Origin of the sequence: Clostridium magnum DSM 2767 (assembly GCF_001623875.1) — a bacterium.
Taxonomy (GTDB): Bacteria; Bacillota; Clostridia; order Clostridiales; family Clostridiaceae; genus Clostridium_AM; species Clostridium_AM magnum.
Genome location: NZ_LWAE01000003.1, coordinates 348,721 through 362,694, shown reverse-complemented (window position 1 = coordinate 362,694; position 13,974 = coordinate 348,721). Strand labels below are relative to the sequence as shown.

The window sequence follows — 13,974 nt, the reverse complement described above, 5'->3', positions numbered from 1 at the left end:
AAATACATAATTATATTATCATATTTATAAACATTTTGGAATAAAAAAGGATAAATTAAGCAAACCTTTATATCATTGAAGGATTCTTTTTATTTTAATTTATCATCAGCAAAATTATTGCTAAGTACAGAGCCCTTCTATTTTCGAGGGAGCATCTAATTTAGTTAGGGTATTAGCCTCTTTCATAAAAAACTTGTCATAGATAAAGAGTTTTTGACCTTTTAAAGAAAAAATTATATTATAAATATTAAAGGTTAAATTAAAAGAGGGAGGCGAATAAAATGAAGTCACCAATATCTATTGGAGCAATACTATTAATTTTATTTTTCATATTTTTATATATGATGTCTTGTTATTATATTGGTTTAAAGGGTAAGAATATATTTTCATATAGAAATAAAAAAATGACAACAAGGGTCTATTGGATTATATTCTGGCTTTTAGCACTTTCCTATATTATAAGTGCTTTGTTTAGAAGTTTTTTATCTGTTAATAACTTATTAACTTCAATATCTACATCAATTGGAACAATTTGTCTTGCTGTTATATTTTATTTAATTGCAGTTTTCCCTATTGTGGATATTATGAGATTTATATTTAGAAAAGCAGGATATAGAGGTACTACTAGAAATTATTTAAGTAGATTCTATGGAAATGGGATAACAGTTTTTTTATCAGTGTTTATACTCATAGGTTTTGGAGCATGGAATGCCGCTCATCCTATACTTACAGAGTATAACTTAAATATTAATAAAACCGCTGGCAAAATTAAATTTCTAAATATTGTAATGATCTCTGACGTACACCTTGGAACAGGTGTTAAAGAAAAAGGTCTTGATAACATGGTAGCTTCCATAAATAAATTGAATCCAGATATTGTTTTATTTGGCGGTGATATAGTGGATGAGAGTACCACTACAAAATTAAAAGCCTATTCTGCTAAAGCCTTTAAGAATATAAAATCAAAATACGGTGTATACGATATTACTGGAAATCATGAATATATTGAGGCAAGTCTACAGGAAACCCTCTATTATTTAGAAGAAGGAGATGTGAAACTTCTCCAGGATGAGGCAGTAAAAATTGATAATAGTTTCTACATAGTAGGAAGAAATGACCCTGCAGTCACTCGTATATCAAAAGAAACTGTAAAACCATTGAGTGAAATATTGAAAAATATTGATAAGACACTGCCTGTTATAGTACTAAATCATAGACCATCAAACTTGCAGGAAGCTGAGAATGAAAAAGTAGACTTACAGCTTTCTGGGCACACGCATAGAGGTCAATTTTTCCCTAACAACTTAATTACAAGAATGGTCTACGAAGATGATTATGGGTATCTTAAGAAAGGTGATTTTAATTTAATAGTTTCATCAGGTTATGGTACTTGGGGGCCTCCAATACGAATTGGAACCAATGGAGAGATAGTTAATGTTAAGCTTAAGTTCAAACAATAAACGAAATAAAACTAAATATAATAACTTTAATTTAAAATGCTTGACATTTGGAATTAAAGTTATTATATTATAATTATAGATACCCTATCAGGGTATAAAAATATTGACTTAATAATCACTATATCGTAATATATAAATATAGTGATTATACATAGACTTTTAAGAAGTATGGGGAGGAAATGAAAATGATAAAGGCATCAGAATATCACAAACAAGGATTTACATGTGGGGAGGCTATTATAAAAACCTATAATGAAGAACATAATACTAATATACCCATAGGTCTTGGTAGTAGTATGGGGGCTGGATATACTGTAGGAAGTTTATGTGGAGCTGTAGGAGCAGCAGCAGTGATAATAGGCTCATTAAAGGGAAGAGAAAGTAGCGAAGAAACAAATGAAGCTAGAAAGTATGCAAAAGAATTAATGATAAACATAAAAGAAAAATATGGAACAGAAGTTTGTAGGGATTTAAAGAAAAATGGTGTTAGCTGTGCTGAAATTATAGATTATACTTATGATATTTTAAATAAGATACTTTAGTTTTAAGTAATGAAGTGGAAACTCGAATCAGATGGGGTTTCAAACCCCACCTGATTCTTAGTTGAACGAATCCAGGGACGTAGCCACTCTTTACTCCCCTTTAAGAAGAGGGAGTATTAGAGTGGGTAGTCATCGGATAAAAAGTATATAGCGGAGGATAGGTTATTACAAGTTATCCTCTTTCAATATTAATGTATATTTAAATACAGGAATTGCTTTGAAGAAAAACATATAAAAAATTTTGAAGTTTAAATCATTATATCGTAATATATAAATATAATGATTATACATAAACTTCAAAAGAGGAGGGGAAAATCATAGATAAGAATGTTAATAAATATAATGAGATTGCTGAAATGCTTAAAGTATTAGCACACCCAGTAAGAATTTGCATAGTAAAGGGGCTCTTAGACAAAGGAGAATGTAATGTCAGTCACATGCAAAACTGTTTGGACGCTCCTCAGTCTACCATATCTCAGCATCTTCAAAAACTCAGAACGGCAGGAATAATTGAGGGTAGAAGAAATGGCCTTGAAATATATTATAGTGTTTGTAATGAAAAAGTAGCTGAATTAATTAATGTGATTTTAAGTGAAGATAAATAAATTAATATAATATTTATGTTGGGAGTGGTTGTTTATGAAAAAAATATTAATAGTTGGTGGGGTAGCAGGTGGAGCATCCGCCGCTGCAAGACTTAGAAGGCTTGATGAAAATGCTGAAATAATAATGTTTGAAAAAGGAGAGTATATATCCTTTGCAAATTGTGGATTACCGTACTACATCGGAGAAACTATAAAAGAAAGAGAAAAATTATTAGTACAAACTCCTGAGGCTATGAATGAAAGATTTAAAATTGATGTTAGGGTAAATAGCCAAGTAGTGGCAGTAGACACTAAAAATAAAAAAGTTAAAGTTAATAGTAAAACTAAAGGTGAGTATGAGGAAAACTATGACTATTTAATTTTATCGCCTGGAGCAGCTCCAATTAGGCCTTCTATAGAGGGAATACAAAGTGATAAAATATTTACACTAAGAAATGTACCGGATACTGATAAAATAAAAGATTATGTGGATAAAGGAAATATAAAAAATGCAGTTGTTATTGGCGGAGGATATATTGGAGTTGAAATGGCAGAAAACCTTAAAGAAAGGGGTTTAAACGTAGCCTTAGTTGAAGCAGCGCCACATATATTAGCACCTTTTGATTCAGATATGGTGACTTTTGCAGAAAAGGAATTAGAGGATAACGGAGTAGGGATTGTATTAAATGATGGAGTTAAGGAATTTAAAGAAGATGGAAATGGACTAAATGTAGTTTTAAACAGCGGAAAAGCTTTATATGCAGATATAGTTATACTTGCTATAGGGGTAAAGCCAGACACAGCATTTTTAAAAGAGTCTGGAATAGAGTTTGGACCTAGAGGTCATATAATAGTAAATAACAAAATGCAGACTAACGTAGAAGGAGTATATGCTGTAGGAGATGCTATTGAAGTAGTTGATTTTGTAAACGGAAGTAAAACAGCTATTGCCCTTGCTGGACCAGCAAATAAGCAGGGAAGAATTGCAGCGGATAATGTATGTGGATTGAATTCAAATTATAAAGGAACTATGGGTACAGCAATTATTAAGGTATTTGGTTTGACTGGTGCCAGTACAGGTAATAACGAAAGAACTCTAAAAGCCAAGAATATACCATACAGGGTTATATATGTGCATCCTAATTCAAGTGCAGGATATTACCCAGGTGGAGCACCAATGTCAATAAAACTTATTTTCAGTGATGAAGGAAAGATACTTGGAGCTCAAGCCTTTGGTTACGTTGGAGTAGATAAGAGGATGGATGACATAGCAGTTACTATGAGACTTGGTGGAACAATTTATGATTTAGCAGAGTTAGAATTAGCATATGCGCCACCTTATTCATCAGCAAAGGACCCTGTAAATATGGCTGGATTCGTTGCTGAAAATGTTCTAGCAGGAAGGCATGAAGTAATATTACCAGAAGATATAGATAATAGGTACAAAGAAAAAACTCAGCTTGTAGATGTAAGAACAGAATTAGAATATAGTAATGGCAGTATAGAAGGTGCTATAAATATACCTGTAGACAATTTAAGAGATAGAATAAATGAGTTAGATAAAAATAAAGAAATCTTAGTTCATTGTCAGGTAGGTCTTAGAGGATATATTGCTGCAAGAATTCTAATGGCAAATGGATTTAAAGTGAAAAATTTGACCGGTGGATATAAAACTTATACTATGAGTAAGTTTAAACCTAAGAATGTTGTAATGAACAAAAGTGACGAGGGTGATTCTATGGATTTAAGAGGAGATAAAAGTAACGTTAGCTTAGAAAGTAATTCTAATGAATATAAGGAAACTGTCGAAGAATATAAAAAGGGAAGTTTCGATAAAAATTTAGATGCTTGTGGATTATGCTGCCCGGGACCGTTAATGCAGGTTAATGCTTATATTAAGGATATGAAGGAAGGGGAGGTCTTAAAAGCTGCAGCATCAGATCAAGGTTTTTATGAGGATATAAAATCTTGGTGTGAAAGAACTAATAATGAATTACTAAGCAGAGAAAAAGATAATGGAAATATAGTAGCCTTTATAAGAAAGGGTGGAAAGAAGCATGTGGCTTCCAATAGTGACTTAGGTGAAGGTGGAGCAACAGCACAAAAAGACAATAAGACATTAGTTGTATTTAGTGGAGATCTGGATAAAGCACTAGCATCCTTTATAATAGCAAATGGAGCAGCTGCTATGGGTAAAAAGGTTACAATGTTCTTTACTTTCTGGGGACTTAATATTTTAAGAAAGCATAAAAAAGTTAGTGTTTCAAAGGGGTTTATGGATAAGATGTTTGGATTTATGATGCCTAGAGGAGCCAAAAGATTAAAGCTTTCTAAAATGCATATGCTTGGCATGGGTACAAAAATGATGCAAATGGTAATGAAAAACAAAAATGTTTCCTCATTAGATGAGCTAATTAAAGCAGCTATTGACAGTGGAATAGAAATAGTTGCATGTCAAATGAGTATGGATGTAATGGGACTTAAAACAGAAGAACTAATAGATGGAGTTAAAGTAGGTGGAGTAGGTTACTATCTAGGAGAAGCAGAAGATTCTAATGTTAATCTATTTATATAATATTAAAACCGGGCGAAGATTTGCCCGGTTTTAATATTAGGTAATTTAATTCAAGTTTCACTTAATGGAGAATACTGTAAAGGTGCTGATTTTTCATATATTGAGGTTATTGAGAATATATGCTAATATTAAAATACTTTTAATGTAAAGTTAATAATAAGTAAAAAGGGGAGAGGAATATTGAAGAAGATAATCACTTTAGTTGCTTCCTTTGCTATAATTTTTGGAGCATCAAATCTTGTTATGGCAAGAACTAACTATAATGTAAATAGAATATATGGGGAAAACAGATACAAAACCTCAATAAATATCTCTAAAAACTTTAGTAATGATAAAGTGGACAATGTAATCATAGCAAGTGGCAATAATTTTCCAGATGCTTTAGCTGGAAGTGTTTTGTCGAAAAAATTAAATGCACCGATATTGCTAGTGGATAAAGATATTGAAGGTAGCAGAGATTCTATAGAATATATACAGGATCATTTAAGTACAAATGGAACAATATATATTTTAGGTGGGAATGCTTCTGTAAGTGAAAGCTATGTAAATTATATTAAGTCTCTAGGATACAATAATGTAGTGAGATTAGGTGGAAAGAATAGATTTGATACAAATAATTCTATAGTTAACTTTATGAACATAGAAAAGGGAACACCTATAGTTATTGCTAATGCTTATGGATTTGCAGATGCATTAAGTGTTTCTAGTGTAGCTGGTTCAAAAGGATATCCTATTCTAATGAGTGATTCTAAAAAATTATCTGAACAAATAAAAGAGCAAATCAGAAATATTCAGCCTTCACAAGTTTATTTAATAGGTGGACAAGGATCTTTAAGTGATAATATAATATCTGAGGTCAAAGATCTAGTTCCATCCTTAGATAATAACATAGTGAGAATAGGTGGAAACAGTAGATATGATACATCGTTAGAAATATGCAAATATTTTAACTTAAATTCAGAAACAGCTGTAATTGCTAATGGACAGAACTTTCCAGATGCTTTATCTGGCAGTACTTTAGCTTCAAAAGAAAATGCTCCAATAATACTTACTGATGGAAAAGATATATCAAAACAAAAAAAATACATAGACGGCACAGATTATAAAAATCTGATTATCCTTGGGGGGACAGGAGCTGTAAGTCAACTATCAGAAGATTTGCTAAGTGGAGCAATAAGTGAATTAGATATAATAAAAAGCAAAAGTCTTTATAGCTTTGATATGAATGATGATAATGGACAAAATTATACAATAAATATTTTTAGCGATGATAATCAAATAAAAGAAGCTTCATATTTTTCAGATGAAGATTGGGCATATGTTTGGGCTGGTGCATCAGAAGGGGATAAATTAAGTAGAGGTCACTATAAAATAGCTTTGTCAAAGGGTGGAGAAGGTAATCCAGAAATATATGATGTTGACAACAATAAAGAGTTAACATTAAATCTAAGCAGAGAATTAATTAGGATTCATAAAAATACACAGGAGGGTCAGCCGGACTTTTTACTGATGGGTGCACCTCAGTCTAGTAATGCTTCAGCTATTGAAGTGTACTATATAAAAAATGGACAGCTTCAATTAGCAAATTTTGTAGCTGGAGGAGAAAGTTCTGATTATGCTTATACCTTTAACTCTGCAAGTCTTTTCTTTAAGCAAAAAGAGAATAATTTTTTTGAAACATCTAGCTATGATAATGTTGAAAGCTTTGGTTTTTATATTGAGTCCTGGAAGTTTAGTCTAGATAGTGGAGATTTTTCTCTTTTAGGTGATAGATTTATGAGTATGGATGATTATGTTAATTATTCTCAAGACTAATAAATCACAAATTTTTATAAAAATATATTGACAAAGAAGAAATAATTGTTAAAATAAAATTAGCACTCAGTTGAAGAGAGTGCTAACAAAAAAATAATTTAAAAAGGCGTTTTTAATTTTCATATTAGTAAGATTTAGTTGAAACAACAGAGTAGTAAGAACGGCTTGATTAATTTTAAAAATAACCATGCCAGCTTACTGTGAGTGGCATGGTTTTTATTTTTATTTGGATTATAGACTGTGCAAACTATGTACAGTTTATTTATGAATATAGCTTAGACAAGGAGCTTTATACCTTGCACATAAAAAGATTAATGAAAGGAAATGATAAAATGGCTGTAAAAGAATTTAAAGCAGAATCAAAAAGACTGCTAGATTTAATGATTAACTCAATTTACACAAATAAAGAAATATTTTTGAGAGAACTTATATCAAATGCAAGTGATGCAATAGATAAAAGTTACTATCGTTCGCTTGTAGATGAAAATGTTACTTTTAATAAAGAAGATTTCTATATTAGAATTGTTGCAGATAAAGAAAACAGAACACTTACAATTTTTGATACAGGTATAGGAATGACAAAGGATGAGCTTGAGAATAATCTTGGTACTATTGCTAAAAGTGGTTCCTTTGCTTTCAAAAATGAAAATGAACTAAAGGATGGAGTGGATATCATAGGTCAATTTGGTGTTGGTTTCTACTCTGCCTTTATGGTATCAGATGTGGTTACTGTAAAGAGCCGTGCTATCGACTCAAATGAAGCATATAAGTGGGAATCAAAGGGTGCCGAAGGATATGATATCGAACTATGTGATAAAGAAACAGTAGGAACTGAAATTATATTAAAAATCAAAGAAAATACTGAAGATGAAAAATATGATGAGTTTTTAGATGAATATAAACTAAGATCCTTAGTTAAAAAATACTCTGACTTTATAAAATATCCAATAAAAATGCTTGTAAAGAAAAGTAAGTTAAAAGAAGGCAGTGAAAATGAATATGAAGACTATTTTGAAGATGAAACTCTAAATAGCATGGTTCCAATATGGAGAAAAAATAAAAACGAGTTAAAGCCTGAGGATTATGATCAATTCTACATGGATAAGCACTTTGGCTTTGAAAAACCACTAAAGGTAATTCATGCAAATGTTGAGGGTATGGTAAGCTATAATACTATACTTTTCGTTCCTGCAAGAGCACCTTATGATTTTTATACAAAGCAGTTTGAAAAAGGGTTAGAGCTTTATTCAAATGGCGTATTAATAATGGAAAAATGTGCTGACTTATTACCAGACTATTTTAGTTTTGTTCAAGGTTTAGTTGATTCGGCAGATCTTTCTCTTAACATTTCAAGGGAGCTTTTACAGAATGATAGACAGCTTAAGCTTATTGCAAAGAAAATAAAGGATAAAATTAAGAGTGAGCTTTTATTAATGCTTAAGAATGATAGTGAAAAATACAATGAATTTTACAAGAACTTCGGAAGACAGCTTAAATATGGTGTCTACTCTGATTATGGAATGAATAAAGGTGAGCTTGAGGACTTAATAATGTTCTACTCTTCTACAGAGAAAAAGCTTGTAAGTCTTGATGAATATGTTTCACGTATGAAAGAAGATCAAAAGTTTATATATTACGCAACCGGTGACAGTATAGAAAAAATTGAAAAATTACCACAAACTGAACTAATTAAAGACAAAGGTTTCGAAATACTATACTTTACAGATGACATTGATGAGTTTGCTATTAAAATGCTTATGAAGTACAAAGAAAAAGAATTTAAGTCTGTTTCTAGCAAAGATTTAGGCTTTGAAGCTGATGAGAAAGAAAGTCAAAAAGAAACAGAAGAGAATAAGTATCTATTTGATTTTATGAAAGAAGCTTTAACTGGTAAAGTTAAAGAAGTTAGAGCATCAAAACGCCTTAAGACTCACCCTGTTTGTCTTGCTAATGATGGTGAAGTATCTATTGAAATGGAAAAGGTACTTAATATGATGCCAGATAATCAAAATATAAAGGCCGATAAAATTTTAGAAATAAACACAAATCATCAAATGTTCAATGCTATTAAAAAGGCATTTGAAGAAGATAAAGATAAGATAAAGATGTATTCAAATCTATTATACAATCAAGCATTACTAATTGAAGGACTTCCAATAGAAGACCCTGTACAGTTTGCAAATGATGTGTGTTATTTAATTAAATAAGAATTTACTAGAGAATGATAAAGAAGAAGAAGCTCTAAAACAACGAGATTCTTCTTCTTTGTTTATAATTTTCGAATTAATTGGTATACTTATGAAAGTGAGTATTAAAAACTTATGTTAAGGAGTTGTTAGCATTGACAAATTTAGTAAGCCAAATTTTAAGTAAGATGATAGCATATTTTGATGGTGACGTTAAGAGAATAAATCATGCAATGAAAGTTCATGGTTTTGCTAAAAGCATTGGAGAACTTGAAGGAATTTTAGAAGAAAAACTTAAAATCCTCGAAGTAGCCGCTGTTTTACATGACATTGGAATTAAGGAGAGTGAACGAAAATATTCATCATCTGCTGCAAAGTATCAGGAACTAGAAGGACCGCCTGTAGCTCGTGATATTTTACAGGGATTTAATTTAAGTAAGGATTTCGTAGATAGAGTTAGTTATTTAATAGGGAATCATCACACACATAGTAAAATAGATGATACTGACTTTCAAATTCTTGTAGAAGCAGATTTCATTGTAAATATTTTTGAGGATTCTCTAGGAAAAGAGCAGGCTCGTTTAATTAAAGATAAATATTTCAAAACTAATAGTGGTATTTCTTTTATAGAAAGTATGTACATTAATAATTAAAACTACATAAATTGAATCCTTAAAATTTTATAGGGGGAACAGAATGAATAAAAATTTTAAAAACATGATAATAGTTTTTGCAGGCTTTTTTTTCTTGTCTTTATTTTCTAACACAGTATCACCTTTTATAACAACTATAAAAAATACCTACAATGTGTCAGCTGATGTTATAGCAATACTCCCACCTGTAATTTACTTTGCTTCATTTATGATGAGTATAATTGGAGCAAAACTTATGTCTGTATTAGGCTTAAAGAAAGGATTATATCTAGGGCTTTTATTTGCAATTTTTGCAAGCATTATAATTATATTTTCAAGATCATTCTATATTCTTTTATTTGGATATTTTATATCCGGTCTATCGGTAGGTATGTCAGGATTATTCTTAGGAACAATCCTTTCAGTACTTCCAGCGGAATACCAAAAATTTAGTCTTGCAAATGCATGTTATGGATTAGGTGGAATTCTAATTTTACCAATAGATAGATTTATATTGAAAAGTGGAATAAGCTTCAATTATACTTATACCATTCATGTAGTAGTTATAGCCTTATTTATTATTTTTGCAACAAAAATTGATCTTACATCATCATTTAAGAATAATTATCAAAGTAAGGTTTCTTTTGATATATTAAAAAATCCTTTAGTGTTATTGCTTTCTATTGCAATATTCTTTTATGTTGGAGCAGAAATATCAACAACTAACTGGACTGGAAGTTTTTTAGAAAAATACTATGGGGTTAGTAAGGAAGAAGTTCCTAATATCCTTTCAAGCTTTTGGATTTTATTTACCATTGGAAGAGCAGTAGGGGATAAGCTCCTAGAAAAAGTAGGTAGATTACAATTTCTTTTAGTTGCTCCTATACTATCTGTTATAGGTATATTTATTATTTTATTCGGTACAGATAAAGTTCACGCCTTAGTAGGTCTTTCGGTTATAGGTATATCTATATCCGTAATATATCCTGCACTTCAAGGCTTTATTGTACAAAATGTGGATAAGAGGAGTGTACCCTCTGCGTCTGCTGTTATAATAATTTTTAATAATCTTGGGGCTACCTTTTTAACTTATATTATAGGTTTTGCAGGAGGAATAAAAATTACTTACGTTTTTATAATACAAATATTATTTTACCTATATATAGTGCTGGTTTCTGCACGTTATTTAACATTTAAAACTAAAAAGCAATTAAGTTAAAATAAAAAAATAATTTTAGGTAGCAAAAATAGGCCTTTTCTGTCCTCAAAATCACGACAGGAGAAGCCTTTCTATATTTTAAGGGTTAAAATTTTCTAAGAGAAATTTTAATTATTAAAATATAGTGAAAAGCTGTAGTTGAATAAAAAGTATTATTTTGTTATAATAAGTATGTTTTTTTAATGTTCGAATCCTAAGTATTATATTAATATTCGAATACTAATTATTTTGATAATGGAGATGAATTAGTTTATGTTTTCTGAATTACTTAATTATGTTATGAAAGATTTTTTATCAGTTTTTTTTACCTTTTTAATAGTTTTAATAGTTATTCCAGTATCCATTTATTCCTTGGGATATCTAAAGGAATATAAAAAGAATTATTCTATAAAGTATTTTTGGATTGTGTACCTTATATTTATTTTTTCAATGATAGCAGTGGTACTAGCTGGGGATGGCATAGTTTTTATGGTGTTTTGGGAAGTTATGTCCATATCTTCTTTTTTTCTTGTGATATATGAACATAAAAATAAAGAGACTTTAAAATCAGGAATAAACTACTTTGTAATGACACATATAAGCGGATTGTTTCTAATGCTTATGTTTGGATTTATATATAAATTTACAGGGACTATATATTTTACGGAAATTGTTAAAATGCAAAACTCAATACAGGATAAAGAGCTTATATTCACGATTGCACTTATAGGTTTTGGTGCAAAGGCAGGGTTGTTGCCTCTTCATGCATGGCTTCCTAAGGCTCATCCATCAGCACCATCGAATGTTTCTGCGCTAATGTCTGGAGTAATGCTTAAGGTTGCAGTATATGGCTTTATACGAGTTGTTTTTATTCTTTTAGGAGAAGTTTCCTATAAATGTGGCTTCGTAGTGTTACTTTTAGGAACCATTACAGCAATATACACAATAATAAATTCACTTCTACAATGTGATAATAAAAAACTTCTTGCGTATTCAAGTAGTGAAAATATAGGAATAATATTTGCTGTAATTGGACTAGCAATAATTTTAAATAATTTAAAATTATATGAAGGATCTGTACTAGCATTAACTGCAGGACTTTTTCATGTATTAAATCACGGTGTATTCAAAAGCTTGCTATTTGCTGGAGCAGGAAGTACTTTATATGCTACAGGAACAAAAAATATGAATGAATTGGGTGGGCTTTACAAAAAAATGAAATTCACAGCAGTATGTATATTTATTGGAACTGCAGCAATATCCGCTGTGCCACCACTAAATGGTTTTGCTAGTGAAAGCTTAATATTAATATCATTTATTAAATCAGCATATCTGTTAAATAGCAAAAAATTATTATTAGCTATTATTTTATGTGGCAGTATACTTGCTTTAGTTGCAGGAGGGGCAATATTTTCTTCTGTTAAGGCCTTTGGAATAACTTACCTAGGTGAGCCAAGAAGTGAAAAAGCAGTGCATATTCATGAAATACCTCTTTCAATGAAAATAGGGATGGGAATTTTAGCCTTATACTCAATTGTTTTTGGTGTTTTTTCACCCTTTATTATAAGTAGGATATCTAGAGGGTTATCAAACATTTTATTAAAAAAGCAATATACAGTAGATGCTTTTGGATATGAAGTTACTATTATTGCAGCATTATTTACTTTAATAATAGTATTCATATTATTGATTTCAAAAATATTAGATAAAGGTAAGAATCTAGAATTTAATGCAACCTGGGCATGTGGTTTCAATACCTTTAAAGGTAATATGCAGTATTCTGGAGATGGCTATAGTCAACCAGCAGCAAGATACTTTGGAACCTTTGCAGGTTACAAAAAAGAAGCTAGTGTTAGAAACGTAATTCTACTAAAGCAGAAAACTCAAGATAGTATAGAGAGAATACTATATAGACCAATAATTAGTTTTTTTAATCTTCTTTCTGATAGGATTGTGAAAATACATTACGGAAAAATACAGATTTATATAACTTACATATTAATAGCATTACTTCTTTCTATAACGGTTGTAATTAAATTTGCCTAGGGAGGTGAACATAAATGTTAATAAATTTTATTCAGAGCTTAATTTTACTAGTGGCTGCTCCATTTTTTATTGGAATTCTTAAAAGAATGAAGGCAATAATAAGGGGATATGAAGGAGCACCAATTTTTCAACCTTATTATGATATAAAAAAGCTTTTATCTAAGGGGCGGGTAATATCAAAAAGCAGTTCTTTTATAACTTCAGTAGGACCAACAATTATATTAGGGGCAGCAGTACTTTTGGCTTTTCTTGTTCCTGTAATATGGACAACTTCCAAAGCTTTAACAGGTAATATATTTATTATAATTTTTGTAATGACTATAATTAAGTTTATCACCACATTAATAGGTCTTGACTCAGCAAGTACCTTTGGAGGAATGGGAAGTAGTAGAGAGCTCTTTATATCCATGTTTGCTGAACCAGTTGGATTTTTAATAGTTGCTTTTTTGTATTTTGAAACAAAGAGTTTTAATATATATGATATTGCATTAATTAACAGTTTAATCAAGGGCTTATCTACTGCCCATATTGTTGCAGCAGTTGCATTTTTAATATGGATTACTGCTGAGAATGCCAGAATGCCTGTAGACAACCCAGAAACTCATTTAGAATTAACAATGATACATGAAGCTATGATACTTGACATAAGTGGACGGGACCTTGCTTATATTGAGCTGTCATCTTACATAAAGCTTATTGCGTCTCTAACTATATTTGCAAATGCTTTTATACCTTTTGGTATTGCAACTTCAGTAACCTTAGTAGCACTGATACAGGCATTAGTTCTATATGTAATAAAAATAATAGTGATTTTATTTGTTATTGCTCTAATAGAAACTACGATGGCAAAGTTTAGATTGTTTAGAGTACCAGAACTACTTGCAGTTTCCTTTTGTTTTGCTTTAACTGCAATATCAATTATTTACTTGAATTAAT

10 protein-coding genes are annotated in these 13,974 nt (G+C 30.5%); all 10 read left to right on the top strand.

Annotated elements, in window-relative coordinates; all coding sequences use genetic code 11:
* Positions 1 to 281: 281 nt before the first annotated feature.
* The 10 genes from CLMAG_RS15040 (at position 282) to CLMAG_RS14995 (ending at position 13,973) form a co-directional block, all read left to right on the top strand.
* Positions 282 to 1,460: a metallophosphoesterase gene (locus tag CLMAG_RS15040; protein WP_066624030.1), complete on the top strand. Its 1,179-nt coding sequence runs from the start codon at positions 282 to 284 to the stop codon at positions 1,458 to 1,460.
* Between the two features lie 185 nt (positions 1,461 to 1,645).
* Entirely contained in the window at positions 1,646 to 2,002 is a 357-nt protein-coding gene (locus CLMAG_RS15035) for a C-GCAxxG-C-C family (seleno)protein (protein ID WP_066624027.1), read from the top strand.
* 317 nt (positions 2,003 to 2,319) lie between these two features.
* Positions 2,320 to 2,607: an ArsR/SmtB family transcription factor gene (locus tag CLMAG_RS15030; RefSeq protein WP_066624024.1), complete on the top strand. Its 288-nt coding sequence runs from the start codon at positions 2,320 to 2,322 to the stop codon at positions 2,605 to 2,607.
* Between the two features lie 34 nt (positions 2,608 to 2,641).
* On the top strand, positions 2,642 to 5,161 hold the full coding sequence (locus CLMAG_RS15025; protein WP_066624022.1) for a CoA-disulfide reductase: 2,520 nt from the start codon (positions 2,642 to 2,644) through the stop codon (positions 5,159 to 5,161).
* A gap of 180 nt (positions 5,162 to 5,341) precedes the next feature.
* Positions 5,342 to 6,976, top strand: coding sequence for a cell wall-binding repeat-containing protein (locus CLMAG_RS15020; RefSeq protein WP_066624020.1), 1,635 nt, complete (start codon positions 5,342 to 5,344; stop codon positions 6,974 to 6,976).
* 332 nt (positions 6,977 to 7,308) lie between these two features.
* Positions 7,309 to 9,183, top strand: a complete 1,875-nt coding sequence (gene htpG, locus CLMAG_RS15015; protein WP_066625050.1) for a molecular chaperone HtpG — start codon at positions 7,309 to 7,311, stop codon at positions 9,181 to 9,183.
* A 134-nt stretch (positions 9,184 to 9,317) separates the two neighbouring features.
* Positions 9,318 to 9,815, top strand: a complete 498-nt coding sequence (locus CLMAG_RS15010) for an HD domain-containing protein (protein ID WP_066624019.1) — start codon at positions 9,318 to 9,320, stop codon at positions 9,813 to 9,815.
* A 43-nt stretch (positions 9,816 to 9,858) separates the two neighbouring features.
* Positions 9,859 to 11,013, top strand: a complete 1,155-nt coding sequence (locus CLMAG_RS15005; protein ID WP_066624017.1) for an MFS transporter — start codon at positions 9,859 to 9,861, stop codon at positions 11,011 to 11,013.
* Positions 11,014 to 11,265: 252 nt separating this feature from the next.
* Complete coding sequence (locus tag CLMAG_RS15000; protein WP_066624015.1) at positions 11,266 to 13,038, top strand: proton-conducting transporter transmembrane domain-containing protein; 1,773 nt, start codon at positions 11,266 to 11,268, stop codon at positions 13,036 to 13,038.
* 14 nt (positions 13,039 to 13,052) lie between these two features.
* Positions 13,053 to 13,973 (top strand): respiratory chain complex I subunit 1 family protein, encoded by a 921-nt coding sequence (locus CLMAG_RS14995; RefSeq protein WP_066624012.1) that lies wholly within the window; start codon positions 13,053 to 13,055, stop codon positions 13,971 to 13,973.
* Position 13,974 lies beyond the last annotated feature (1 nt).

Coding starts and splice junctions, on each gene's coding strand:
- CLMAG_RS15035 (WP_066624027.1), top strand. CDS start 1,646: ATGATAAAGGCATCAGAATATCACAAACAAGGATTTACATGTGGGGAG.
- CLMAG_RS15000 (WP_066624015.1), top strand. CDS start 11,266: ATGTTTTCTGAATTACTTAATTATGTTATGAAAGATTTTTTATCAGTT.
- CLMAG_RS15040 (WP_066624030.1), top strand. CDS start 282: ATGAAGTCACCAATATCTATTGGAGCAATACTATTAATTTTATTTTTC.
- CLMAG_RS15005 (WP_066624017.1), top strand. CDS start 9,859: ATGAATAAAAATTTTAAAAACATGATAATAGTTTTTGCAGGCTTTTTT.
- htpG (WP_066625050.1), top strand. CDS start 7,309: ATGGCTGTAAAAGAATTTAAAGCAGAATCAAAAAGACTGCTAGATTTA.
- CLMAG_RS15025 (WP_066624022.1), top strand. CDS start 2,642: ATGAAAAAAATATTAATAGTTGGTGGGGTAGCAGGTGGAGCATCCGCC.
- CLMAG_RS14995 (WP_066624012.1), top strand. CDS start 13,053: ATGTTAATAAATTTTATTCAGAGCTTAATTTTACTAGTGGCTGCTCCA.